The 26,434-nt window shown below is 37.1% G+C and carries 23 protein-coding genes; 12 read left to right on the top strand and 11 right to left on the bottom strand.

Annotated elements, in window-relative coordinates:
• Nucleotides 1-42: 42 nt before the first annotated feature.
• The 6 genes from FAZ15_RS20620 to FAZ15_RS20595 form a co-directional block, all read right to left on the bottom strand.
• Nucleotides 43-1,227 (bottom strand): C1 family peptidase, encoded by a 1,185-nt coding sequence (locus FAZ15_RS20620; RefSeq protein ID WP_136903261.1) that lies wholly within the window; start codon nucleotides 1,225-1,227, stop codon nucleotides 43-45.
• Between the two features lie 75 nt (nucleotides 1,228-1,302).
• The gene (locus FAZ15_RS20615) at nucleotides 1,303-5,049 is read right to left on the bottom strand and encodes an ATP-binding protein (RefSeq protein ID WP_136903260.1); all 3,747 of its coding nucleotides are present in this window, start codon (nucleotides 5,047-5,049) and stop codon (nucleotides 1,303-1,305) included.
• 96 nt (nucleotides 5,050-5,145) lie between these two features.
• Nucleotides 5,146-5,919: a succinate dehydrogenase/fumarate reductase iron-sulfur subunit gene (locus FAZ15_RS20610; RefSeq protein ID WP_136903259.1), complete on the bottom strand. Its 774-nt coding sequence runs from the start codon at nucleotides 5,917-5,919 to the stop codon at nucleotides 5,146-5,148.
• An 87-nt stretch (nucleotides 5,920-6,006) separates the two neighbouring features.
• A complete protein-coding gene (locus tag FAZ15_RS20605; RefSeq protein ID WP_136903258.1) occupies nucleotides 6,007-7,941 on the bottom strand; it encodes a fumarate reductase/succinate dehydrogenase flavoprotein subunit in 1,935 nt (644 codons plus the stop codon).
• Between the two features lie 48 nt (nucleotides 7,942-7,989).
• A complete protein-coding gene (locus FAZ15_RS20600) occupies nucleotides 7,990-8,766 on the bottom strand; it encodes a succinate dehydrogenase cytochrome b subunit (protein ID WP_136903257.1) in 777 nt (258 codons plus the stop codon).
• Between the two features lie 171 nt (nucleotides 8,767-8,937).
• The gene (locus tag FAZ15_RS20595) at nucleotides 8,938-9,519 is read right to left on the bottom strand and encodes an outer membrane beta-barrel protein (protein WP_136903256.1); all 582 of its coding nucleotides are present in this window, start codon (nucleotides 9,517-9,519) and stop codon (nucleotides 8,938-8,940) included.
• A gap of 66 nt (nucleotides 9,520-9,585) precedes the next feature.
• Between FAZ15_RS20595 and FAZ15_RS20590 the strand changes: the two genes are divergently transcribed.
• The 7 genes from FAZ15_RS20590 to pruA all read left to right on the top strand — a co-directional run bounded on the left by FAZ15_RS20590 (nucleotide 9,586) and on the right by pruA (nucleotide 14,919).
• Nucleotides 9,586-9,801, top strand: coding sequence for a CsbD family protein (locus tag FAZ15_RS20590; protein WP_136903255.1), 216 nt, complete (start codon nucleotides 9,586-9,588; stop codon nucleotides 9,799-9,801).
• Nucleotides 9,802-9,806: 5 nt separating this feature from the next.
• Nucleotides 9,807-10,142 (top strand): tRNA-binding protein, encoded by a 336-nt coding sequence (locus FAZ15_RS20585; protein WP_136903254.1) that lies wholly within the window; start codon nucleotides 9,807-9,809, stop codon nucleotides 10,140-10,142.
• Nucleotides 10,143-10,144: 2 nt separating this feature from the next.
• Complete coding sequence (locus FAZ15_RS20580; protein WP_136903253.1) at nucleotides 10,145-10,612, top strand: nucleoside deaminase; 468 nt, start codon at nucleotides 10,145-10,147, stop codon at nucleotides 10,610-10,612.
• A 95-nt stretch (nucleotides 10,613-10,707) separates the two neighbouring features.
• Nucleotides 10,708-11,316, top strand: coding sequence for a superoxide dismutase (locus tag FAZ15_RS20575; RefSeq protein WP_136903252.1), 609 nt, complete (start codon nucleotides 10,708-10,710; stop codon nucleotides 11,314-11,316).
• A 160-nt stretch (nucleotides 11,317-11,476) separates the two neighbouring features.
• Complete coding sequence (gene msrA / locus FAZ15_RS20570; protein ID WP_136903251.1) at nucleotides 11,477-12,112, top strand: peptide-methionine (S)-S-oxide reductase MsrA; 636 nt, start codon at nucleotides 11,477-11,479, stop codon at nucleotides 12,110-12,112.
• 17 nt (nucleotides 12,113-12,129) lie between these two features.
• A complete protein-coding gene (locus tag FAZ15_RS20565; RefSeq protein WP_136903250.1) occupies nucleotides 12,130-12,999 on the top strand; it encodes an AraC family transcriptional regulator in 870 nt (289 codons plus the stop codon).
• A gap of 282 nt (nucleotides 13,000-13,281) precedes the next feature.
• A complete protein-coding gene (pruA, locus tag FAZ15_RS20560; protein ID WP_136903249.1) occupies nucleotides 13,282-14,919 on the top strand; it encodes an L-glutamate gamma-semialdehyde dehydrogenase in 1,638 nt (545 codons plus the stop codon).
• A 73-nt stretch (nucleotides 14,920-14,992) separates the two neighbouring features.
• Here the strand turns inward: pruA and recA are convergent, their stop codons facing one another.
• From recA to FAZ15_RS20540, 4 genes are all read right to left on the bottom strand, one after another.
• Nucleotides 14,993-16,018 carry a recombinase RecA gene (gene recA / locus FAZ15_RS20555; RefSeq protein WP_136903248.1) on the bottom strand — a complete coding sequence of 342 codons (1,026 nt, stop codon included), beginning with the start codon at nucleotides 16,016-16,018 and terminating at the stop codon, nucleotides 14,993-14,995.
• Between the two features lie 235 nt (nucleotides 16,019-16,253).
• The gene (gene nth / locus FAZ15_RS20550) at nucleotides 16,254-16,931 is read right to left on the bottom strand and encodes an endonuclease III (RefSeq protein WP_136903284.1); all 678 of its coding nucleotides are present in this window, start codon (nucleotides 16,929-16,931) and stop codon (nucleotides 16,254-16,256) included.
• A gap of 59 nt (nucleotides 16,932-16,990) precedes the next feature.
• Nucleotides 16,991-17,170 (bottom strand): hypothetical protein, encoded by a 180-nt coding sequence (locus tag FAZ15_RS20545; RefSeq protein WP_136903247.1) that lies wholly within the window; start codon nucleotides 17,168-17,170, stop codon nucleotides 16,991-16,993.
• Nucleotides 17,171-17,244: 74 nt separating this feature from the next.
• Nucleotides 17,245-18,870, bottom strand: a complete 1,626-nt coding sequence (locus tag FAZ15_RS20540) for a S8 family peptidase (RefSeq protein WP_136903246.1) — start codon at nucleotides 18,868-18,870, stop codon at nucleotides 17,245-17,247.
• A 126-nt stretch (nucleotides 18,871-18,996) separates the two neighbouring features.
• Between FAZ15_RS20540 and FAZ15_RS20535 the strand changes: the two genes are divergently transcribed.
• Nucleotides 18,997-21,153, top strand: a complete 2,157-nt coding sequence (locus tag FAZ15_RS20535) for a S9 family peptidase (protein ID WP_317130498.1) — start codon at nucleotides 18,997-18,999, stop codon at nucleotides 21,151-21,153.
• A gap of 56 nt (nucleotides 21,154-21,209) precedes the next feature.
• Here the strand turns inward: FAZ15_RS20535 and FAZ15_RS20530 are convergent, their stop codons facing one another.
• Nucleotides 21,210-21,452 carry a hypothetical protein gene (locus FAZ15_RS20530; protein ID WP_136903245.1) on the bottom strand — a complete coding sequence of 81 codons (243 nt, stop codon included), beginning with the start codon at nucleotides 21,450-21,452 and terminating at the stop codon, nucleotides 21,210-21,212.
• A 503-nt stretch (nucleotides 21,453-21,955) separates the two neighbouring features.
• Here FAZ15_RS20530 and FAZ15_RS20525 point away from each other — a divergent pair.
• From FAZ15_RS20525 to FAZ15_RS20510, 4 genes are all read left to right on the top strand, one after another.
• The gene (locus FAZ15_RS20525; RefSeq protein WP_136903244.1) at nucleotides 21,956-22,672 is read left to right on the top strand and encodes a GNAT family N-acetyltransferase; all 717 of its coding nucleotides are present in this window, start codon (nucleotides 21,956-21,958) and stop codon (nucleotides 22,670-22,672) included.
• A 56-nt stretch (nucleotides 22,673-22,728) separates the two neighbouring features.
• Nucleotides 22,729-23,916 (top strand): argininosuccinate synthase, encoded by a 1,188-nt coding sequence (argG, locus tag FAZ15_RS20520; protein WP_136903243.1) that lies wholly within the window; start codon nucleotides 22,729-22,731, stop codon nucleotides 23,914-23,916.
• The gene (gene argC / locus FAZ15_RS20515; protein WP_136903242.1) at nucleotides 23,916-24,935 is read left to right on the top strand and encodes an N-acetyl-gamma-glutamyl-phosphate reductase; all 1,020 of its coding nucleotides are present in this window, start codon (nucleotides 23,916-23,918) and stop codon (nucleotides 24,933-24,935) included. The genes argG and argC overlap by 1 nt, the downstream gene beginning before the upstream one ends.
• Nucleotides 24,936-25,099: 164 nt before the next feature.
• A complete protein-coding gene (locus tag FAZ15_RS20510) occupies nucleotides 25,100-26,431 on the top strand; it encodes a DUF3472 domain-containing protein (protein ID WP_136903241.1) in 1,332 nt (443 codons plus the stop codon).
• Nucleotides 26,432-26,434: the final 3 nt, after the last annotated feature.

Genomic DNA, 26,434 nt, shown 5'->3' with positions numbered 1-26,434 from the left:
CAAATAAAGAAGGTGGTTTTTTCAACCACCTTCTAATAGTATTTAAATATCTAGTTTTGATCTAATTTCTTTTTGTATAGAATGTTTGTGGACTAGGATTGAAATCGTTTTATAGCGCACAAATTCTTTGGTTACATACATATATCCTTTATAGTCGTTGGATTCACCCCAAGAATTTTTAACAATATAGTACTCTTTTCCATTTTGGTCTTTTACTATTCCTACGATGTGCATACCATGATCATCGGTTGTTGAGTAATCATCAAATGCGGCCTGACGTTGGGCTGGAGTAATTTTTGCTTCCGGTTTTGGACCATTAAACATGTTTTCCTGTTCTTCTTTTGTCATCTGTTCAACAGGTTTTTCAGGAACATATGCTACGCCATTTTTCCAGCTAAAGGATTTTTCAGATACATCGGAAGCCCATGCTACTGTATACCCATTCTGTAGGGCATTGTCAATTATGCTTGTCAAATCGTTGATTTGCACATTGTAAAAACTCTCAAAAGACCAATTGTCTGGAATAAGAAGGACAAATGGTTTGTAATATGCATAAGCATCAAATGAAGATATACCTACATAGTCATCTGGATTAATACCCACTACCTGATCCGCCCATGTGCGGGGTGTATATGTTTTACCATTGTATTGGAATTCTTTAGGAGGAGTTCCCAAATAAGCGTTCATTACACCCGTTACGGCATTTTGCCAGTTAGGTGTTAATTTTTTATTTTTTACAATATTCTCGTTTATACCTTGTATGATATTGCTCATTTCTGAGAAATTGTTTCGGGTTTGCCCTTCTTGTAGTCCAGTATATACTTCTCTGGGGACAGCTCCATATTGACGGAATATTGTTAATACATCATGTAATTGACCGCCTTCGCCTTGCGCTTGGTCACCGTGTAGTCTTACATAATTTTTAGCTTTTTCGAGGTAGGTATAGTAGGCAGTGAAAATTTGAGAGATCTCAACAGGTTTTTTTCCCATTCGAATCATTTCAGATTCAAGGAAAGAGTTTCCAGAGTAGGACCAACATGTACCCGATGAACCCTGATCTTTAATGGAAGTATTTCTAAGGTTGATAACCTCAGTGAAAGTAAAACCTTCTTTGCTTTTATCACTTACATTCGTCTTTAAAGCGTTAATTAGATTGTCCTGCGCATATGAATGAGCCGTATAGGACAATAATGCGGCAGCAACAAATAGAGATTTTCTCCAATTCATAATTTATTAAAATTTATATTGCGCGAATATAGTTGATTAAACAATTATTTCTTTATTGTTTTTGTAAAAATATTATTATGAGTCTTCTAACTCATTTATTAATGGCAGCTGAATATAAAAAGTTGTTCCAACATTTAATTCGGTCTCAAACCTAATATTCCCCCCCATTCCATCAATAGTTTGTTTTACAAAAGCGAGTCCTAATCCTGTACCTGAGCTTTTAGTGGTGAAGTTAGGTCTGAAGATATTGGGTAAAGCATCATCAGCGATGCCTAATCCGTTATCCTTAACTTGTACTTCTATCCAATGATCAGGCATGGAATACAATAAAATAGTAATCCGGTGTTTGCGTTTCGTAGGACTAGCTTCAATGGCATTTTTGATCAGATTATTAAATGATCTTAATAATTGGCTACGGTCTCCCAATACGGTAATATTTTTTAAGTTGGTATTATTAACCAATTGAATGACTGTGTTGTGGTTATTGTTGTATAAATCAATAGATTTTAATATTTTTTCGATTAAGTTAATTTCGACCAACTTAGTCTCTGGTAACTTTGCAAAAGCGGAAAATTCCGATGCTATTCGTGATAAGGCATCTATCTGTTCGATAAAAGATGTAGAAATACGTCCGAATCGTTCCTCCAATTTTGGGTCTTTTTCATAGAATGACCGACTAAGTTGTTGTATACCCAATTTCATTGGGGTAAGTGGATTCTTGATTTCGTGTGCGATCTGTTTAGCCATCTCTCGCCAGGTTATCTCTCGCTCTGCATTCCGAAGTTGTTTTGCATTTTCTTCGAGTTTGACCAGCATGTAATTATACTCCTTAATTAAAGCACCTATTTCATCATTTTTCTCCCAATATAGCGGTTCATTCGGTTTACCACTTAAGTTAGTTTGAGATAATTTTTTACTGATAATGTTAAGTGGAGCTGTAATCTTGTTGGATATAAATGCTGAGAAGAATGCAAATGCAATAATAATGATAGTATAGATATTCAAAATGGTATTTAAAATAATATTCTGATTTGAAGTGTCTTCTTTTTTAGCAGCATAATAGGGGACACTCAAATACGCAATTGTTTGGTATTCACTGTTTCTTATAGTGGAATAGGTAGAAGAATATACAAAATTTCCGATCCTTTCCGTGTGCAAAGTTTCTGTTTTTTTCAACACATTTAAATCAATATATGCATCTTGATTGATGTATTCCGATAATAATTTTTGATCGTAAATCTTGGGTTGTGTTGAATAAATTAATTTTCCATTCTTATTATACAAATTAAAGTCTGTGACTAGAATATCGGTAAGGTATTGAAGAATACTTTCTAAGCGATCAAGAGGAACTGTATTGGAATATGAAATTGTATTTTCTATCCGCTTACTTATTTCAGAAATATAATTCAATCTGTCATTTTTCTTGTTGTTTTCGGACTGATAGCTTATACTAAAAAAAGTAATAATACCCGAAATAATAATAGCGAATAATACGGAGGCGATGACCAGCGTTTGGATGCGTGTACTATATTGTATATTACTGAATAGTAATCGGAAATGATATTTTAGGTTTTTGAATTTAAATTTCCGTGAGCTAAAAACTTTATATATTGAACTAAAGAATTTTAATATGGTCGTGGAAATGTATAGAATTAAAAAAGAAAGTGATACCACCGCTATAAATTCCCAATAGGATTGAAATGGTTTACTTACAATAATAGTGGTAAATGAATTCGGTTTATACAGCATATGATGGAATCCAAAGCTGTCATTTAACTTAATAAATTCATTTTCTTTTTTAGGATAATCTTTGTCTCTGTTTGGATAAGTGAATTTTCCATTTTGAGTGATGAGAGCACCATTTTTGTACAGTGCAAAGCTATCTTTATTGATGTTTTCCTGATTAATAAAGTCCAATCTATTGTCTGTTAGAATAACCGGATAGGGAATGGTTGGACTGAATGCTTTGTTTTTGAAATTCAGAAATAACAATATGTTTTGTGTTTCACTAATGGGGAGGGGTATTTGAGCAAAATATTCATGTGTGCCGACCTCACTCGCGACTTTATAAAAGTATTCGGTTTCATTTAGACGAGACGATCTGCTGATAACTTTCTCTCGATATTCGTCTATTTTGTTCTTATTGTAAATTCCCAACGAATTATTGTTGAAATAATAATAGCCTTGGAACTCGTATTTAGAAAGGTATCCACTTAAATACTGTCTTTTTATATATTCATCGATAAAACTAACTTCCTTAGAAGAAATACCTAAAGTAAAGAGATGTTTTAGTTTTTGGTCATTTAGGATATCATCTTCTATTTCGCTGAATAATGTAATGGCATTTATATCATCTTCGGCTTCTAGATTGGTCAGGATTAGCTTCATCTCTTCCTCCTGATTGATTTTCCAAGCCTCTGTGTACTTGATTGTAGAAATTAATGCAATCAAAACCAAAGCAGCAATGTGGGAAGAGAAGTTGCTTTCATGTATTTTATGATTATCAAAAGACCTGATCATGATCAACAATCCTACAATAACATTGAATAAACTATAATCTTCACAGAGTGCTGAAATGATAATCGCTTGTACCAATACGAATAATTGAATATTGAGATTGGTAGTAGTTTTTTCTATTATTTTTTTACCCAAGTCTAGCACTAAATCGGAGAAGGCGACTAAGGATAATATATTTATACAATAAATAGAAATAAATATAAGAGTAATAGAGTTTAAGTCTAGTAATTGGGTTAAGTCATTATTTCTTACTGAAGTATTAGTCGTTAATGTGTTGAGCTGGAAAAAAAAAGCATTAAAAAGTATGTATAACAAAGATAGTAGCAAATAATAGACCACTGTTCCTTTAACTGTTTTTATAATGGCTTGCGGAATCGTAAGAAACTTCTTAATAGAGATTAGGTAGCAAATAAACCACAGCATACTTACACTATTAATAATAAACGCCCATAGGTGAGGAAAGAATTTATTATATGCATAGTACTTTGGATCAAAAATCGCTAAACTTGAGTTTTGTGCAAGCCAATTCGTTTCTAGATCCACTAGTCGTATTCCAACGATAACAGTTGCAAACAATAATGCAGACAGCCAACTACTGCCTTTTTTTGCTAGTTCATAACAGATATTACTCATTAGAATAATAAAAAGCAATGTGCCGAAAATCCAGCAAATAAATTGGATCTGAATGTAAATATTATTATGCTTTCCAGGTTTTAGCTTTACGGAAAAGAGATATGTTTTATTTTTGGAATAGATATTCCGAATGCTTCCAGTATCATTAAATTCAGCAATTTCTAGATTCTCCGTTTTTAGTATCCAATCAAGAAAAGAGTTTTTTAGATATTCATTATTTGTATTAAAATTTCTTTTAACAGGTAGGAGTGCTAATACGGTTATGTTTCCGTCTATTTGTTTTTGTCGGACAATAAATGAACGATTATCAGATTTGATGAAATTTATGTCGTTTTTTAGGCCGTTATGTGTCTCTGGTACGTACACATTCGAAACCCAGTAAACGGGTTTGTTATTTTTATAAATATAGAGGTATATAGATTGTTTCGTATACGTTTTAGCATATTCTCTTACCTGGAGAGGGTATCTTTCGAAGTTGCTAAGTGTTTTTAATAATAGTGTATCCGAAAAAATTTTGTCAATAACATCTTCTTTTTGATGGATGTTATTTGTTAAGGTTTTTGTATCAAGTTCTAATAGATCTTCTTTACCCACTCGATTGTGAACAGTAATAGCCGTTGCAACGAAACATAAGGTAAGAAGAAGTAATAGAATTCGAATTTTATATCCCATTTTAAGATCGGCTATGCAATTAAACGTAGTAAATATAACTAAAAAAGTCCTCGTAAATATTTTTACGAGGACTTTAAATGATATATATTGAAGAAATTAATTATGAATATCTTCTTCTCTAAAGAATTTTGCTGTCAAATATTCTCTATTCATACGAGCGATATTTGTCAATTTAATACCTTTCGGACATTCTGCTTCACAAGCGCCTGTATTTGTGCAATTACCGAAGCCTTCTGCATCCATTTGATCTACCATAGCCTGAGCACGTTCATAGCGTTCGGTTTGACCTTGAGGTAATAGTGCAAATTGAGATATTTTAGCGGATACAAAAAGCATAGCGGAAGCATTTTTACAAGCAGCTACACAAGCTCCACATCCGATACACGTCGCCGATTCAAAAGCTTCATCAGCAATGCGTTTGGGGATTAAGATATTGTTTGCGTCCTGAGCTCCACCTGTGTTGACATTTACATATCCTCCGGCTTGTTGGATACGATCAAATGATGTACGGTCGACCGCTAGATCTTTTAATACAGGAAAAGCAGCTGCTCTCCAAGGTTCGATGACAATAGTCTGTCCGTCATGAAATGAACGCATGTGAAGCTGGCAAGTTGTAATTCCGTATTTAGGTCCATGAGGACGACCGTTAATTACCAACGAACACATCCCACAAATTCCTTCACGACAGTCATGATCAAAATATATAGGATCTTCTCCTTTACGAGTGAGATCATCGTTTACGATGTCAAGCATCTCTAAGAAGGACATATCATCAGCGATGTCATTTGCTTGAATAGTCACAAATTGACCTTTCGATTTATCATTTTTTTGACGCCATACTTTTAGCGTTAAATTCATATGTGCACTCATATCTGTATATGATTTGAGATTGGAGATTGGAGATCTGAGATACTAGGATTTTTCACTGTCTATTATTTCAGATCTTTTATCTCACATCTATTTATAACTTCTTTGTGTTAACTTAACGTTCTCGAATACTAACTCTTCTTTGTGAAGAACTTCTGGTTGATCATCACCTGTATACTCCCATGCTGATACATAAGTGAATTCCTCATCTATACGTAATGCTTCACCTTCTTCAGTTTGTGATTCTAAACGAAAGTGTCCTCCACAGGATTCTCTACGATTCAACGCATCATCTACCATTAGTTCCCCCAGCTCGATAAAGTCGGCTACTCGGCCTGCTTTTTCAAGAGACATATTTAATTCCTCATTCTCGCCTAAGACTTTGACATTGCTCCAGAATTCTTTTTTCAATTCTTGGATTAATCCTTTCGCTTTGGTCAGGCCTTCTGCAGTACGTGCCATACCGCAGTATTCCCACATGATATGCCCCAATTCTTTATGGATATCGTCAACGGTTTTTTCACCTTTTAATGCCAACAGTGCATTGATTTTTTGCTCTACTTCTTGACGGGTTTGTTCGAATGCCGGATGATTTTTATCTACAGGATTGAAGTTTCCTAGTTTTGCCAAATAATCACCTACTGTGTATGGAATTACAAAATAACCGTCTGACAAACCTTGCATTAATGCAGAAGCACCCAGACGATTTGCGCCGTGATCGGAAAAGTTACACTCTCCTAACGCATAAAGACCTGGGACTGTCGTCATCAAATTGTAGTCTACCCACACACCACCCATGGTATAGTGAACAGCCGGGTAAATACGCATGGGTTGCTTATAAGGATTTTCGTCAGTGATTTGGTAGTACATGTCAAATAAGTTGCCATATTTAGCACGTACCGTATCTTCACCCAAACGTTGTATAGCGTCTGCAAAATCTAGAAATACAGCGACACCTGATTTACCCACACCTCGGCCATCATCTACCGCTTCTTTCGCATTTCTTGATGCTACATCACGAGGAACTAAATTACCGAATGAAGGGTATTTACGCTCTAAGAAATAATCCCTATCATCTTCTTTAATATCTGCAGCTTTCAGTTCTCCTTTTCGCAATTTAGCAGCTAGTTCTGTTGTTTTAGGAACCCATACGCGACCATCATTACGTAACGATTCCGACATTAATGTTAATTTAGACTGGTGATCGCCTGTCACAGGAATACAAGTAGGATGGATCTGTGTATAGCAAGGGTTTGCAAAGAAAGCACCCCGTTTGTGGGCCCTCCAAGCTGCAGTTATATTACATCCCATAGCATTTGTAGACAAGAAGAATACGTTTCCATATCCGCCGGTACACAATAATACGGCATGTCCTTCATGTGCTTCGATCTTTCCGGTTACCATATCACGGGTGATAATACCACGTGCCTGACCGTCAACCTTCACTAGATCAAGCATTTCATGACGGGTGTAGGACTGAACTTTACCTTTTTGAATTTGACGGTTTAACGCCGAATAAGCCCCCAATAAAAGTTGTTGTCCCGTCTGACCACGTGCGTAAAACGTACGGGATACTTGCGCACCTCCAAATGAACGGTTGTCTAATAATCCGCCATACTCACGCGCAAAAGGTACACCTTGAGCAACACATTGATCGATAATATTTGTCGAAACTTCCGCTAAGCGGTAAACATTAGCTTCGCGCGCGCGGTAATCACCTCCTTTGATGGTGTCGTAGAATAAACGGAATACAGAGTCTCCGTCATTTTGGTAATCTTTTGCGGCATTAATACCACCTTGAGCGGCAATAGAATGTGCACGACGAGGAGAATCCTGATAACAAAATGTTTTTACATTATAACCCAATTCTGCCAATGAAGCAGCAGCAGAAGCTCCTGCTAAACCTGTACCAACAACGATAATTGTAAATTTACGTTTGTTAGCTGGATTAACTAGCTTCATTTCAAATTTATGTTTTGACCATTTTTCAGCCAATGGGCCTGCAGGTACTTTTGAATCTAACATATGCTTTATTTATTTTAATAGATCTGCGTAATACGCTATCCTAAAATATTACTTAATGAAATAAAAATATAATGGCATTAATGCAAATGCGATAGGGATAATGATACCAAATATCCAAACACCTAAGAATCGGATAATGGGCACATATTTCTTATGATTAAAACCTATTGTCTGAAATGCAGAACCAAAACCATGAATTAAATGGAATGCTAAGGCTGCCATTGCAATAACGTATAATGCAACCAAACCAATGTTTTGAAATGCAAAATCAACTTGTTTGTATAGATTTCGCGCTTTTGTTACCTCTACGCCATTATCAGTAATTACCGAATATTCCGTGAAGTCTGCGGCTTGCAATTCGTAGGTCGTTATGGCTCCGGTAGAAAGGTCTTTACGATATTCTACATAAGGTACTTGATCATTATGGTATTTCCACCAGAAGTTTTGTAAATGAGTAGCTAAAAATACTAAAATGATAGTACCTAAGATGCCCATGTTGCGAGAATTCCATTTACTATTTGATTGTCCATCATATTGTTTGTATCCAATAGGTCTGGCTTTTCTATTATTCATGGTCAATACTATCGCATAGACAGCATGAATGATAATAGAAGCATAAAGTAAGTAAGAAACTACTTTAATAGGTGTAAAATGTGTCATGAAATATGCATAATTGTTAAATGCATACCCGTCATCGCTTTTAAATAACTGCAAGTTACCGATCAAGTGAATAACTAAGAACGTACATAAAAATAGTCCTGTTAAGCTCATGATCAGCTTCTTCCCAATAGAAGAACTTAAAACTGGCTTCGATTTACTACTCATTATCCTTATAATTTATTTTAAGTGCAAAAATATCTATTTACTTTATAATAAATCCTGTTATAATACAAAAAACCTATAATTTAGAATTGTTCTAATCTCTTATTGCTAAAAGAGGTCGGATGCATTAGCATCCGACCTCTTTTAGCTGGTATTTCTATACAGATATACCGCCTATAAGAAAGCGAAACCTACGCCGATGGTCCACATTCTTATTTTTTGATTATCGTTTCCACTGCCGTTAAGGTTAGTCAACCCATGCTCGTAACGTAAATCTACGGTTAGCTTGCTTATATCCGCGCCAATTCCTCCAATGATTCCTGTTGAAGTTTTCTTGTAACTATCCCAATTTGTCGCCTGTGTGAAATCAATATCACCATCCTGTGCAAAGGAAAATACGGGGCCTGCTTGCACACGGAAGCCAATCGGACCTAAACCTATTTTCGTTCCCAGCAAAACAGGTACGTCAAAGCTTTTGAACGTGGCGTCTCCACTTTCATTTCCGTCTTTAAGGCCTACTTTTTTGTTGGCAAAATACGCCTCAGGTTGTACGTGAAAGCCCGCTATTCCTACACGGCCCCATAACCCCAGTTGATAACCTGTCTTCGTATTGGAGTTGAATAATTTACCCTCTGAATGTAGTGTAGAAAAGCCTAGAGCTCCTTTTACACCCAATTTAAATGATGGAAGTAATTGTGCCTGCGAATAAGTTACCGATAGTAAGCATACAATTGCTGCAAGTATTAGTTTTTTCATGTGATAAGTGTTAAATTTAGCAACTAAAATAAGAATTAATCCTTAACTAACATAAATGATTATTATATGATAACGTTCAAAATCTCAAATTCTGATTGGGAAACACTAAAAATAAAACTGCAACGAAAGTATAACCACCTGACGGATGCTGATTTGCGGTACATCGAAGGCGAAGAAGATGAATTATTGACACGCTTAGCAAAAAGGTTACGTAGAAATAGGGAATATGTACTTTTCACACTTTCTAAAGAATTGAGCGATTTAGACAGTAATAGGTTGTAACGGACATGGAGCAGATAAGTTGGGCAGATTTTGAAAAAGTTGATCTTCGTGTAGGTACAATTGTGGAGGTGAATGATTTTCCTGAAGCGCGTAAACCAGCGTATCAACTTCGTATTGATTTTGGCGAATTAGGCGTTAAAAAATCCAGCGCTCAAATTACGAGATTATATACTAAAGAAGAATTAATAAATCGGCAGATTATAGCGGTTGTCAATTTCCCTAAAAAGCAGATCGGCAAGTTTCTATCCGAATGTTTGGTCACTGGATTTGAAGATCAAAATGGGGATATCGTACTCTCCGGTGTGGAGCGCCGATTACCGAATGGCGCCAAATTAAAATAAAAATGCGGGTTTATAATTTTGAAAATGACACGTCTTTATCGACAGACGAGCTATATATGAAGGAGGCACTGCGCTTGGCGCAGCGTGCATTTGAAGAGGATGAAGTACCAATAGGTGCTATAATTGTTTCGCAAGGAAAAATCATTGGAAAAGGCTATAATCTGACTGAGCGCCTGAATGATGTTACGGCGCATGCTGAAATGCAGGCATTTACCGCCGCTTCTAATTTTATTGGAGGGAAATATTTAAAAGATTGTACCTTGTATGTTACTATAGAGCCCTGTGTAATGTGTGCAGGAGCATCCTATTGGACCCAAATATCCCGAATAGTGTATGGTGCAAAAGACGAGAAGCGGGGTTTTACTAAATTTAACCAACAAATTATCCATCCTAAGACAGAAATAATTGGAGGAGTAATGGAAGAGGATTGCGCAACATTAATTAAATCATTTTTTCGTAATAAACGCTGATTTATCCACAAAATCACGATTTGGATAAACAAACGTCGAACGAAATTTGTTATATTCGTGCATTCAATTTTAAATAATTAATAAACATAAAAACTATGGCATTTGAATTAGAGGCATTACCATATGCTGCAGAGGCATTAGAACCACATATTGATAGAGAGACCATGGAAATCCACCATGATCGTCACCATCAAGCTTATATCGACAATTTAAATAAGGCTATCGCCGGAACGGATGCGGAAAATGCGTCTTTAGAAGATATCCTTAAAAATGTGAGTAAATATTCACCAGCTGTTCGTAATAATGGTGGTGGACATTTTAATCACCAGTTATTTTGGTCTGTTTTAGGCCCTAATGCTGGCGGTACTCCAACAGGTGAATTGGCACAAGCTATTGAGGAAACTTTCGGATCTTTTGATGAATTAAAAAAGAAATTGCAAGAAGCAGGAGCAACACGGTTTGGCTCGGGCTGGTCTTGGTTAATTGTTGGTGAGGATGGTAAATTAGCGGTTACATCTACGCCTAATCAGGATAATCCATTAATGGATGTGGCTGAAGTAAAAGGTACTCCAATTTTTGGTATTGATGTTTGGGAACACGCATACTATTTGAAGTACCAAAATAAACGTCCGGCGTACCTAGATGCAATTTTTAACGTTGTTAATTGGGATGCTGTCGCGCAAAACTATGCTTCTGCGAAATAATAATTTTAGAAGTTTAAGGAAGGCGATATAGTATTCTATGTCGCCTTTTTTAGTTCTAGTACCATAATAATTAAGTTGATGGAATAGGAAGTTATCCTGATTTAAGATGAAAAATGAATCGGCACAACTTTATCACCATGGAGAACAAAATTTTATACGGATGAAAAAGATAGGATTGCTGTTGTTATTGTTTCCGGTTTTGGGATCTTGTCAGAATATGAATTCGAAGACAATGGAAATTAAACAAATTAAAAATATGGAAAATGCGTCGAATACGGCAATATTGGCTGCAGGATGTTTTTGGTGTGTAGAAGCACCTTTATTGTTATTGGATGGTGTAGATACCGTAGTATCGGGATATATTGGCGGTCATGTAGCGAATCCGAACTATGCGCAGGTCTCAGCGGGTAATACAGGACATGCTGAAGCGGTTATGATAAAATTTGACCCCTCAAAAATAAGCTACGACGGATTATTGGAAGCCTTTTTCTTAGTACATGATCCTACACAGCTTAATAGACAAGGTAATGATATCGGAACGCAGTATCGTTCTGCTATATTTCCGTTGGATGAGGAGCAGGAAAAAAAGGCGAGATATTATATCGAAAAATTAAACGAGGCTAAAGCTTATGATGAGGCAATCGTTACCACGATAGAGAAAGCCACGGAATTTTACAAGGCGGAAGATTACCACCAAAATTATTATGCCTTGAATCCAAATGAAATGTATTGTCGGTTGGTTATTAAGCCAAAAATGGACAAGTTTAAAAAAGTGTTTGCGGATAAATTAAAATAGGAATTAGTAGCCCAATTATGAAGGCGATACAATTTACTGTTCCGGTGTATGGGGAAGATCTGTTTGCTCTTTTGGAAGATAAGAAGGATAATTTTTATGGTTATTATCATCGACACGAGGAACTTCAGATTACCTATATTCTGAAAGGGAGGGGGACCATCATGATTGGGAATGTTGTTCAATCTTTTAATCAAGACGATGTGTTTATCCTGAAACCGAACGAACCGCATATGTTTGATAAATACGGAGCCGAAAAAGTGGCAGAGGAAGATACGATCCATGCCATCCATCTATTTGTTAATCTCGATAGGATGGCTAAATTTTTTACATTGGCCGAATTCGCCGATCTCAGTACATACTTTCTCGAACTAGATGTAAGTAAAAGAATAGAGTCATCTGTTGCCCAGTCGTTGCGCGATAATTTTTTAAACTTATTGCACAAAGTAGGAATTCCCAAGTTTACTGAATTCATAACACTTTTGCATACCCTTTTGCAATATCGCAATGCCGCTATATCCTTGTATTCCGGTATCCGCAATCTAATTTATTCGGATAAAGACGGAGAGCGGATAAGTTCTGTATTCAAATATACGTTAGATAATTTTGATCATGATATCAGCATTGGTGAAGTTGCTTCCTTGGTTTATATGACTCCCACATCATTTTGTAAGTTTTTTAAAAAGCATACCATGAAAACTTATATTGGTTTTTTAAACGAAGTCAGAATTGAAAAAGCCTGTCAGCTTTTAATGAATAAAAAGACTGAAAGTATTTCTGAAACAGCTTTCCAAGTAGGCTTTAATAACATCGTTCATTTTAATCGTGTTTTTAAGCGTATTATGGGGCTTTCTCCCCATAATTATATGCAGCTACATACAATTGTTTAAGATGTTACGGGTAATGTGTAACATAATTTGTCTTTTGTGCTTCCGCGAAAATCCCCCTCTTTTTTAGTAAAATAAGGTTTTCCGTGGTTAGTTAAGCGATATTTTTTTACTCTTTTCGATTGTATTTTAGTTTGTTATGAATTATTTGATGCGCTAGGGCCGATCATGGCATCGTCTTTTAAGATAAATCCGTTTATGGATAAAATAGGTTAAGTGATGGACAAATGTGGTATACCGATAGAATTAATTATAACGTAACTTTACATAAACAAAAATAGAATTATGTTAAAAGGTTTTTTTAATGTTCCGGCTCCTGTAAATGAACCGGTATATACATACGCTCCCGGGACGAAAGAAAGAAGTTTATTGAAAGCAGCTATTTCTGAGGCGAGAGCAAATGAGATCGACGTTCCGATGTATATCGGTAGCGAAGAAGTTCGCACAGAAAATAAAGTGAAATTAACCCCTCCGCACGATCACCAGCATGTATTGGGATATTATTCTCAAGGTACAAAATCACATGTGACGGATGCTATTCATGCCGCGTTGGCTGCTAAAGCGGATTGGGAAAATCTAGCATGGGAACAACGTGCGGCGATTTTCTTGAAAGCAGCGGAATTAGCTGCTACCAAATACCGGTATAAGTTGAACGCCGCGACGATGCTGGGGCAATCGAAAAGTGCGTATCAAGCTGAAATCGATTCAGCCTGTGAGTTTACTGATTTTTTACGTTTTAACGTACAGTATATGAGTGAGATTTATGCGCAACAACCTCCCGCAAATAGTAAAGGTGTATGGAATCGTGTTGAACAACGTCCATTAGAAGGTTTTGTTTTTGCATTAACACCATTCAATTTTACAGCTATTGCAGGCAATCTGCCTTCATGTGTAGCGATGATGGGAAATGTTGTTGTATGGAAGCCTTCGAATGCCCAAATATATTCTGCAAATATTTTAATGCAAATTTTTAAAGAAGCTGGTCTACCTGATGGCGTAATCAACTTAGTGTACGTATCGGGTCCAGATGCTGGAGATGTTATCTTTAAACATCCAGATTTTGCAGGTATTCATTTTACGGGTTCTACAGGCGTGTTCCAAGATATCTGGAAAACAATTGGACAGAATATTCATTTATACAAAACATACCCTCGCATAGTAGGAGAGACAGGTGGTAAAGATTTTATATTGGCTCATCCCTCTGCAGATTTAGCGGTGTTGAATACTGCTTTAGTGCGTGGGGCATTCGAATATCAAGGGCAAAAATGTTCGGCAGCATCACGTGCATATGTTCCTCAGTCGCTCTGGTCGAAATTACAGCATTCGATGGAAAAAGATATTAAATCTTTTAAAATGGGTGGAACCGAAGATTTCGGTAATTTCATTAATGCTGTAATTGATGAAAAAGCGTTTGATAAGATTACAAAATACATTGATAAGGCAAAAGATTCAGCAGATGCAGAAGTCGTTATCGGTGGAGGTTATGATAAATCCAAAGGTTATTTTATTGAACCAACTGTTATTTTAGCCAAAACACCGGATTATGAAACATTATCTGAAGAGTTATTTGGTCCTGTATTAACGATTTATGTTTATGAGGACAAGGATTGGAGTGAGACGTTGAAATTAGTCGATAGCACATCGATTTATGCACTGACAGGTGCTGTTATTTCTCAAGATCGTTATGCTATCCAAGAAGCGACACATGCATTACGTAATGCCGCTGGTAACTTTTATATCAATGATAAATGTACCGGTGCAGTGGTAGGCCAACAGCCTTTTGGAGGAGCACGCGGTTCAGGTACAAATGATAAAGCAGGTTCGATGATTAACTTATTGCGTTGGGTATCTCCGCGCACAATCAAAGAAACATTTACTCCTGATACGGATTATAGGTATCCGTTTTTGAGTTCTGAAGATTAGAATAGTATAAATAAAAAAGCGACCACTGCACTGCATGCACTGGTCGCTTTTTTATTTATACTTGAATGAAGGTTTAATCCTCTTTACTTAAAGCAGATTGATCTAAATTGACCCCACTAACTTCTGCTCTGATTTTAGCTTCTATTTCATCGCTAAGATCTGGGTTGTCTAATAATAAAGATTTCACCGAATCACGCCCCTGACCTAGTTTTGTGTCACCATAGCTAAACCATGACCCTGATTTTTTGACGATGCCATATTCTACTCCCAAATCTATGATTTCGCCAACTTTAGAAATACCTTCTCCGAACATGATGTCAAATTCAGCTATACGAAAAGGAGGTGCTACTTTATTTTTTACAATTTTTACTTTTACGCGATTTCCTGATACCTCGTCTGCATCTTTGATTTGTGAAGTACGACGAATATCCAAGCGTACTGAGGCGTAGAATTTTAAAGCGTTACCGCCTGTCGTAGTTTCAGGATTACCAAACATTACACCGATTTTTTCACGTAATTGGTTAATGAAGATACAACAACAGTTTGTTTTGGAAATAGTTCCGGTTAACTTACGTAATGCTTGTGACATTAAACGTGCTTGAAGGCCCATTTTTGAATCGCCCATTTCGCCTTCAATTTCACCTTTAGGAACTAAAGCTGCGACAGAGTCGATTACGATAACGTCAATTGCTCCTGATCGAATCAGATTGTCTGCAATCTCTAATCCTTGCTCACCATTATCCGGTTGAGAGATCAAAAGATTTTCAATATCTACCCCTAATTTTTGGGCATAGTACTTGTCAAAAGCATGTTCAGCATCAATTATTGCTGCTATACCACCTTTTTTTTGGGCTTCAGCAACAATGTGAGTGGCTAAGGTCGTTTTACCAGAAGATTCGGGGCCATATATTTCGATCACTCGTCCTTTTGGAACACCTCCAATTCCTAAAGCAATGTCTAATCCCAGTGAACCGGTAGAAATAGATTCGATAGGTTCTACAGCCGAATCCCCTAATTTCATTATGGCACCCTTACCATACGTTTTGTCTAGTTTATCTAATGTAAGCTGTAGTGCTTTTAGTTTGTCTTCTTTACTCATATTGTTAGTATATATAAATCAAAAATAGTATATTAAAATTGTATTACCAAATAAAATACTAAAAAAATTAGTCTATTCTTTCGTGTAATAAAGATAGGATCTAATTCATATAGTTAAACGATTTGTTGAAAAGTTTATTCCTTTTTACAGAAGCTTAATCAGTTTCTAGGAATATCGATTTTCAGTATCCTTCATGTCAAGAATGTCTAGTTCTTCAGCTGTAACAATATTGCTGTTAAGTATCTTTATTAGTGGAAATATTTATTGACAGGGTTTTGTGTGTCTTTTCGAAATACCTGCACATGTAGGTGATGGCACATTCCTCACATTTGGGTCTACGTGCGAGACATGTATAGCGTCCGTGGAGAATTAACCAATGATGTGCAATAGCAATTGTATCTTTTGGTAAATATTTTACTAACTGTTTTTCTACAGCTAACGGGGTAGTCGCGTTGCTGGTCAAACCTAGTCGATTACTCACTCTAAATACGTGCGTATCTACCGCCATCGCAGGTTGGTGGAAAACCACAGAAGATATGACGTTTGCCGTTTTGCGCCCAACGCCAGGCAATTTTATTAAATCTTCTATTTTTTCAGGAACCTCACCGCTAAATTCGGAGAGCAGCTTTTGAGCCATGCCTACAAGGTGTTTCGCCTTATTATTCGGATAACTTACTGAGCGGATAAATGTAAATACTTCCTCTGGATTACTTGCTGCAAGAGATTCTACATTCGGGAATCGTTCGAATAGCATAGGTGTTACCTGGTTAATACGTTTATCCGTGCATTGTGCAGAAAGAATGACGGCCACAAGAAGCTCATAGGGATTGCTATAGTTCAGTTCTGTCTGTGCATCTGGATTATGAGTGGAAAAATAGTCTACAAATTCTTTATACCGTTCTTTCTTTAACATGTTACAAAGATAGTAAAAAGACAAAAGCCACTCTATGATTGAGTAGCTTTTGTTATTACTTACTTAAGTGATTTGGAGTAATTGAGTATTTTTTCAATGATATGATCACTTGGAGCTTTAGTAAATTTTTTGATAGTTGCTTTTAGCTTTTCTTCAAATTGCTCTTCCGTCTCAATTTTGTTATACTCCTCTGTCCCTTCGTAAGTTAGACTTTCATTTTTTGTAAAATTTTCTACCATACGCATCTTATTAATTACAATACACTTACATAACGCAAGTTAAGAATTTATATTATAGAAGATTTAACATTTTTTTACTTTTTATCTGAGATATATTTATTTGCCTCTACGATAGCGTTATAAGCGTTTACGATTCCACCTCCTGTGCTGATCTCATCCAAATAAACTTTTTTAGATGACCCATTTTGATTTATTTTTACTTTTTGATCTACTTTAGTTACTGATTTTAGGATGATATCTTTTGTTTCCTGTGCGGTAAGTTGCGGGTAATAAGCTCTCAGCAGAGCGGCTAACCCTGATACGACCGGCGCAGCCATACTAGTTCCTTGCTGATCTTTGTATTTAGAGTCTGGCATGGTTGAATGGATAGCTACCCCCGGTGCAAATACATCTACCGTTTTGTATCCGTAATTTGAAAATTCTGCTAATAAATCTCCATCTAATTTCCATGATGTTGCGCCTACCGTAATCCAGGAAGCAGCTTCTCCTGCGATAGCACCCAAGCTGTCTGTGAAGTATTTGGTCGGATAATTTTTGGATACATCAATGTTCTTGCCATCATTTCCTGCTGCATGTACAAGCAAAACATCTTTCTCCACAGCATATTTAATAGCTTCATCTACTACTTTTTTATTGTAGGCATAGCCTTTACCAAAGCTCATGTTAATGATTTTGGCGCCATTATCTACTGCATATCGAATCCCATTTGCTACATCTTTATCTCGCTCATCTCCATTCGGAACTACGCGAATAGCCATTATTTTCACTTGATCTGCAACACCATTTATCCCTTTTCCGTTATCCCGTTTTGCGCCAATGATACCTGCCACGTGTGTACCGTGATCTGCGTCAGGGCCTTTTACATCATTGTTGCCGTAAAACTGCTCTGTTGCATCTTCGTAATTATCGCCTACGATGGGGCGTGGATCAAAATCTTTATTTAAATGATATTTTACTTGATCTCCAAAATACGTATCTGCATCTTTGATATCCGCATAAAATTTCTCGAACGAGTTTTTTTCCAATTCTTTTTTTGCAATGCGTACGGCCATTTTCTGGCGGTCAGATACCGCATTAAATGCATCGAAATCGGCTTTGGTAACATCCTTTGGATCTTTTCCAATAGCAGATACAATATTGTCTAACTCCTGTTTTAGTCGGCCGTAGTTGGTTTCTCCAAATTGTGCTTCGTCCATTTTCGTGGTATAATCCGCAATCATTTTTTGATACGCTACAAATTCTCTACGTTCGGATTCAGAAAGTGGGGTAGAGGGTAGGACAGAGATATATTTTGGTTCGTATTTTGCAACTAATCGCGTCACTTCGAGATTGTCGTGGTTTACATTTTCGCCGTTGGCTCCCCCAATAAAATTCCAACCATATTTGTCATCTATATAACCATTCCCATCATCATCTTTTCCATCGTTATTTGAATCCTTTTCATTGATCCACAATACATCTTTTAAATCTTCGTGTTCCACATCTACGCCGCCATCTATCACTGCCACAACTACTGGAGTAGGCTTTTTTCCTTTCAATAGTTCATAGGCTTTTTCGGTACTAATACCCATAATACCATCCGCTTTGTAATCCAAATTAAACCAGTTCGCGGGAGGTGTATCTTTTTTGTCTTGGGCAAAACCCATGAAAGGTAATATACCGATGCCCAGTAAGGCAACTAAATATTTTTTTTTAAGCATATTTTGTAGTTTTTGTTATTGTCTTTATAAGACAAATATAGTGCTATTAATTGCACCAGCTTGTTAAAAAAGGCAAAAAGTCATATACTTTTTACATAACTTTACGCTATACAAACCCTTCATAACATGATGGAAATAACAAAAGTTAATTATATGATTCTAATTGGTGCTATTTTAACCTCCTGTTCGCAACAACCGAAACGATCCACTGTCACTTGGCCCGAAGCAGAAATTCCTGTAGCTGCCATTAAACCGTTTAGTCGTATTATACACAGCGATACGGTAGTGGATAATTATTATTGGCTGAACGATTATTTCAAAAAAGGTCCAGATTCTACACACGTGGTAAAATACCTGGAGGCGGAAAATGTCTATACGTATGAAATGATGAAGAGTACGGAAAGCCTGCAGGCCAAGTTGTTCGATGAAATGAAATCCCGTATCAAAGAAAAGGATGAATCTGTTCCGTATCTTAAAAATGGGTATTATTATTACCGACGTACGGATGAAGGGAAGCAATATTATAAGCTATGCCGTAAAAAGGGAAGTTTGGATGCAAAAGAAGAAGTGCTGTTGGATGTCGACGAAATGGCCAAAGGATACCCCTATTTTGCCGTAGGCGGGTCGTCTGTAAGTCCGGATAACAAATTATTGGCTTATGGAATCGATACAGTTTCAAGAAGGGAGTACACGCTTTATATTAAAAATCTGGAAACAGGAGAAGTATATGCGGATAAAATTGACCGGACTTCAGGAGGTGCAACGTGGGCAGCGGACAATAAAACGATATTCTATACGTCTAAAAACCCAGTTACACTTCTTTCTGAAAAAATAAAAAGACATACTCTGGGGACAGATAGCAAGCAGGATGTAACCGTATATGAGGAGAAAGATAATACCAATTATATAGGAGTAGGAAAGTCGAAAAATGCCCAATATATCTTAATCTATTCGGGTGCTACCCTAAGCTCAGAAGTCTTTTATTTAGATGCCAATGACCCGAATGGAAAATTTAGGGTTTTTCAGCCACGGATGAAAGAAGTGCTGTATTCCGTAATTCCTTTGGCAGATCGTTTCTTGATTTTGACAAATGATGAAGCTACCAACTTTAAAGTAATGCAATGTCCTTTAGATAAAACGGGAAAAGAAAATTGGACTGAATTCATTCCCCATCGACCGGATGTATTGGTTGAGGGAATTGAAGAATTTAAGAATCATCTCGTTATATCGGAACGTAAAAATGGGTTGACTAATCTGGCTATTCGCAATCTAAGCAATCATTCAGAGCACTATCTCGAGATGGGTGAACCTGCCTACAAAGTATTCTCCAGTACAAATGAAGAATATGATTCGGAGGTGGTGCGTTATGGCTATACCTCATTGGTTACGCCTTCCTCTACATACGATTATAATATGGAGAGCAGGGAGAAAACTTTATTGAAACAACAGGAAGTGTTGGGGGGATATAATGCTGAACAATATGTTACCGAGCGCTTGTTTGCTACAGCAAAGGATGGAATAAAAGTACCTATTTCGTTGGTGTATAAACAAGGAACAAAGAAAGACGGTTCTGCTCCCTTGTACCTGTATGCGTATGGATCGTATGGAGCATCAATGGACGCCACCTTTAGTTCCAGCCGGTTGTCTTTGCTTGATCGCGGATTTATTTTTGCCATAGCGCATATACGTGGTGGAGAGGAAATGGGGCGCCAATGGTACGAAGATGGAAAGATGATGAAGAAAATCAATACGTTTACAGATTTCATCGATTGTGGGGAATATCTGATTGCACAAAAATATACATCAAAAGGACACTTGTATGCTGAGGGCGGAAGTGCCGGCGGATTGCTGATGGGTGCCGTGATTAATATGGCTCCTGATCTGTGGAATGGTGTAATAGCTGCGGTTCCCTTTGTAGATGTTGTAAATACGATGTTAGATGAAAGCATCCCCCTTACTACGAATGAATACGATGAATGGGGGAACCCGAATAATAAAGAAGCTTATGAATATATGAAGTCCTATTCTCCGTATGAGAATATTGAAGCTAAAGACTACCCGAACCTACTCGTGACAACTGGCTTACACGACAGTCAGGTGCAATATTTCGAACCTGCCAAATGGGTGGCAAAATTACGGGCAACTAAAACCGGCGATCAGGTAATATTGTTGAAAACCGACATGGATTTTGGCCACGGAGGTGCTTCGGGGCGCTTTGATTACCTAAAAGATCAAGCGTTAGAGTATGCTTTTTTTCTTAAACTCGAGGGTATTGATGACTAATTAGAGTGATCTAAGAATTAAAATAGAAGAGGTGCGTTATACGATACGCACCTCTTCTATTTTAGGGAATCTTGTGATTGTTCCTGCTCGATTTTGCGAGAGTCTATTTGATGTTGTTTGTAATTTTCGATGGCATTTCTGCTTGCTACTTGTGATACATAGATTGCTAAGAGCGCAATAATCGTCACAACTGCTAATCCCCAAGCATATTTTTTTTTATCTTGTTTTACAAGCCAGTACATGACGAAGATATAGGGAACTGCAAAGATGATATAGAAGATAATACTTGGTCCAACCATTATAATGTAATTTAATCCTCAAAATTAGGCTATTTATTATACAATCTAAAAAGTCTTTTTGTTGAATGACAAATAACTGACAACTTCGGGAAATTTTAAACGTTTTAACAGAACTGAGGTCAAATTGATAGTTTATTGAAATATATTTTATATAATTGATTAATATTCAAAAAAACTACAGAAAGATTGCATAAAAGAAAAAAATAATTTTTTACTTTTGCGCTGTCAGATTTAAAGAAAGAACAATCGTTTAAATGTATTGTAGTAAGGCAAATATGGGATGGCTAAAACAAACTTCGAGAAAGTTTGTTGGCTCTTATATGGCCGAAATATATACATTGAACTGTCCAATTTTGCGATTTCGACGACCTATTCTGCCTCGAGCTTGATGCGGAGGCAGGCTAATTCCATTTTTTTAAGATCATCCGGCTCGGTGATTCTTTTCAAATTTAGTTTATATCATAAAGCACTAAAGTGCATTAATTTTTAGGTCGACATCTTAGATGACAATTTCAGATTTTTTAATTACTCCCGCTACATCTGCCCATCTGCATTACGCTGAGCAAATATGTGAGGAAATGTTTGAATCCGCGAAAGCTCGTGGAACAGGTATCGCCCGTCGTAAGCCTGAGTACGTAGCCAAGAAAATGGATGAAGGAAAGGCTGTTATTGCGTTGCACAAGGACGGTACTTGGGCGGGATTTTGCTATATTGAAACATGGGGACATGGCGATTATGTTGCTAATTCCGGATTAATTGTCAACCCGGCTTTTCGGAAGGTCGGATTAGCAAAAGCAATTAAAAAACGTGTGTTCGATCTTTCTCGCGAGAAATACCCCAACTCCAAGATATTTGGTCTGACTACGGGATTGGCGGTTATGAAAATAAATTCCGACCTAGGCTATGAGCCCGTTACCTATTCTGAACTGACACAGGATGAAGAATTTTGGAAAGGTTGCAAGAGCTGTATTAATTACGATATCCTGATGAGTAAAGACCGTAAGAACTGCATGTGTACGGCGATGCTATGGGATCCGGTAGAAAAAGAAAAAGAACTCAAAGAAAAAATTCAACGTAAAGCGGAAGCAAAGGAACGTTTGGATCGTATCGCCAAAAAGCAATCACTCTTAAAACGTATTGAAGCAAAATTGTGGAAATCTACGAAGAAATTTGTAGCGTCAATAATTCCCGTTGGTGCAAAACCGATAAAAGGATATTAATTTGTTAACTTTGTTCGGCTTGATAATAAGCCGCGTATAAATCTTTATAAAGAAGCATGAAAAAAGTAGTTTTAGCATTTAGTGGTGGTTTAGATACATCATTTTGTTGTATTTATCTAACTCAAGATCTAGGTTTGGAAGTTCATTCAGTAGTTGTGAATACAGGTGGTTTTTCAGAAGAAGAAATTCAACATATTGAAAAGCGTGCTTATGAATTGGGTGTAAAATCACATACTACGATCGACGAAACTGAAAACTACTACCGCGAAACTATAAAGTACCTGATTTTTGGGAATGTATTGAAAAATGCTACCTATCCGCTATCGGTGTCCGCAGAACGTGTCTGCCAAGCAACGGCTATCGCAAATTATGCAAAAAAAATAGGTGCAGAATGTGTGGCTCACGGTTCTACGGGAGCAGGTAACGATCAAGTTCGTTTTGATATGATCTTCGAAACGTTAATTCCGGGAATAGAAATCATTACGCCTATTCGTGATCTAAAATTAAGCCGGGAAGCAGAAATTGACTATTTAAATAGTCACGGCGTAGAATATTCGGCCGAAAAAGCGAAATATTCGATTAATAAGGGACTGTGGGGTACTTCAGTAGGAGGGGCGGAGACATTGACCTCGAACCAATATCTTCCGGAGACAGCGTGGCCTACAGCAGTGACGTCGACAGAACCCCGCCAAATAACGATTGATTTTGAATATGGTGAACCAGTCGCTTTAGACGGAGAGAAAATAGGCTCCGTAAAAGTGATTCAGCAGTTACAGGATCTTGCTCAACCTTATGGTATTGGTCGTGACATTCACATAGGTGACACGATCATCGGCATCAAAGGTCGTGTTGGTTTTGAAGCAGCTGCCCCTTTGATCTTGATTAAAGCACATCATACATTAGAAAAACATACGTTGACAAAATGGCAATTGTCCTGGAAAGACCAGATTGCTGCATTCTATGGGAATTATATGCACGAAGGTCAAATGCACGATCCCGTGATGCGTGATATCGAAGCTTTTTTACAAAGTGCTCAATCAACGGTTTCTGGTCGCGTAATTGTCGAATTGCATCCTTACCGTTTTGTAATCATTGGTATCGAGTCGGATCATGATTTAATGTCCAATAAATTTGGTAGCTACGGTGAGATGAATAAGGGATATACGGGTGATGACGTGAAAGGTTTTTCTAAGATATTTGGAAATCAAACACTGATTTGGCACAAAGTGAATAAAGGAGACTAATGAATAATATTAAAGTAGGGATAGTAGGTTCTGCAGGATATACCGGTGGTGAATTATTGCGTATACTAATTTATCATCCAAACGTAGAAATTGTATTTGCAAATAGTGCTTCTAATGCCGGCAATAAGTTGTATAAGGTACACAACGACTTATTGGGCGATACAGAGTTGACATTTTCTTCTGATTTTCATTCGGATATTGATGTCCTTTTTCTTTGCGTCGGTCATGGAGACGCCCGGAAATTTCTAGATGCTCATCCTGTTGATGCTTCCGTAAAAATTATCGATTTATCGCAAGATTATCGTCTCCGTGCAAATACAATGTATCAAGGAGAGAAGTTTATTTACGGCTTACCCGAATTAAATCGGGACGCTATAAAGTCAGCACGGTACATCGCTAATCCAGGCTGTTTTGCCACGAATATTCAATTGGCGTTATTACCATTGGCAAGTGAAGGAATATTACCTAATCAAATTCACGTTAACGCGACTACAGGTTCTACGGGAGCTGGGCAAAAGCCAGGGCCTACAACCCATTTCTCTTGGCGTAATAATAACCTTTCCGCATATAAATCTTTTGAACATCAACATTTACAGGAGATATCAGAATCTTTAGATCAGCTGCAAAATGGATTTTTGCCGCAATCGGAAAAATCTTTATTAGATAGGGCTGCAGAAAAAATCAATTTTGTGCCTCAACGTGGAGATTTTGCCCGGGGAATTTTTTCGACGATTTATCTTGAATCGGATTTGTCGGAACGAGAAGCATACGAATTGTACGAAAGGTATTATGCTTCACATCCTTTTACGCATGTTTTTAAAGAGAACATTGATTTAAAACAAGTTGTCAATACAAATAAAAGTATTATTCATCTAGAAAAACATGGTAATAAACTATTGGTATTGAATGCGACAGACAACCTGTTAAAAGGAGCTTCCGGTCAGGCCGTACAGAATATGAATCTGTTGTTTGGTTTGGATGAGCGTACAGGTTTGAATCTGAAGTCGATCGGATTTTAAGCAAAATATTAACGTCTATACAAGAAAGCCAATTTCAGAAGGAATTGGCTTTCTTGTAGCCCCATTTTTTTTAACGCATTTTGCGCAAACGTTTGATGATGCAACGGGTATATTTTTAACAGAATGCATATCGTATTTTTAGTGCTTATTCTAATTCTAAATGTATGATAGGACAATATTTAAGAAGTGTTATTTTGTTAGGAGTGGTATTCCTAAATAGTAGCTACCCTTTAGAAGCTCATGTTACAGCAGACCATTCTTTTTCTGCCACTAGATTTGAGGACAAAACGTATGAAATTCCGTTGGCAGGAAATGCCTTTTTCACCCATAAAGATTCTCGTGCAAAAGAATCTATTTCTAACACCGGTTTGACAAATTGGTCGGAATCTTCTACCGTTACCAGTATTTATTTTAGAACGTCAAAAGGAGGGGCTTTTTCTTTAAAACTTCGCGCCAAAGCACCCGAAGGTCAAAAGTCCAAGGTTCGGGTTTCTGTTGGTGAAAGATCAAAAGAGGTTGAACTGTCTTCACCTGGTTTTGGGGAGATTAATGTCGGCGAGTTTCACGTAGCGGAAGAAGGTTATGTGAAAGTCAGTGTTCAAGGTATGAATACTTCAGGCAATAGCTATGGAGAGATTTCGCATCTCTTAATTTCAGGTGAAGCTGTAGCAGATGGTGTGTTATATTCTGATGATCCAAATTATTACTATTGGGCAAGAAGAGGACCTTCATGTCATATCAACTACAATGTCTCAGGGATATCGGATGCTACCTATTACTATAATGAAGTTACAATTCCCGAGGGGGAAGACAAGATTGGTTCATATTTTATGGCCATAGGTTTCGGACAGGGCTATTTCGGTATCCAAGTGAATTCCGAACGAGAAAGAAGGATACTGTTTTCTGTATGGAGTCCATTTCAGACGGATGATCCAAGAACAATTCCTGATGATCAGAAAATTGTTTTAAATAAAAAAGGTACAGGTGTTCATACCGGAGAATTTGGTAATGAAGGATCGGGAGGTCAAAGTTATTTGCGGTATAGTTGGAAAGCCGGTATAACCTATCGATTTTTGCTAAAAGGAATTCCTGACGGAAATAACCATACCGATTATTCAGCATGGTTTTTTAATCCTGATACCCGGCAGTGGCAAATTGTCGCAAGCTTTAAGCGCCCGAAGACGAATACCTATTTGACTAGTTTTCACAGCTTCTTAGAGAATTTTAGTCCTAACCAAGGATATTTGGAACGTCAGGTAGAGTTCAAAAATCAATGGGTGTACAATGGTGAGTGGAATAAAATTACGTCAGCACGATTTACAGTAGACAATACATATCATGCGAAACAAAGAATAGATGCCGTAGGAGGAGTAACCCCAAATGGATACTTTCTGAAAAATGGAGGTTTTTTTAATGAAATCGTAACACCAGGTAGTACCTTTTCATTTGACAATAGAAATACCGCTCCAAATATTGATTTTGCAAAATTGCCGTAATGT

This window comes from Sphingobacterium olei, assembly GCF_005048855.1.
Lineage (GTDB): Bacteria > Bacteroidota > Bacteroidia > Sphingobacteriales > Sphingobacteriaceae > Sphingobacterium > Sphingobacterium olei.
The sequence above is the reverse complement of the archived record's forward strand: the minus strand, read 5'-3'. Positions and strand labels throughout refer to the sequence as shown.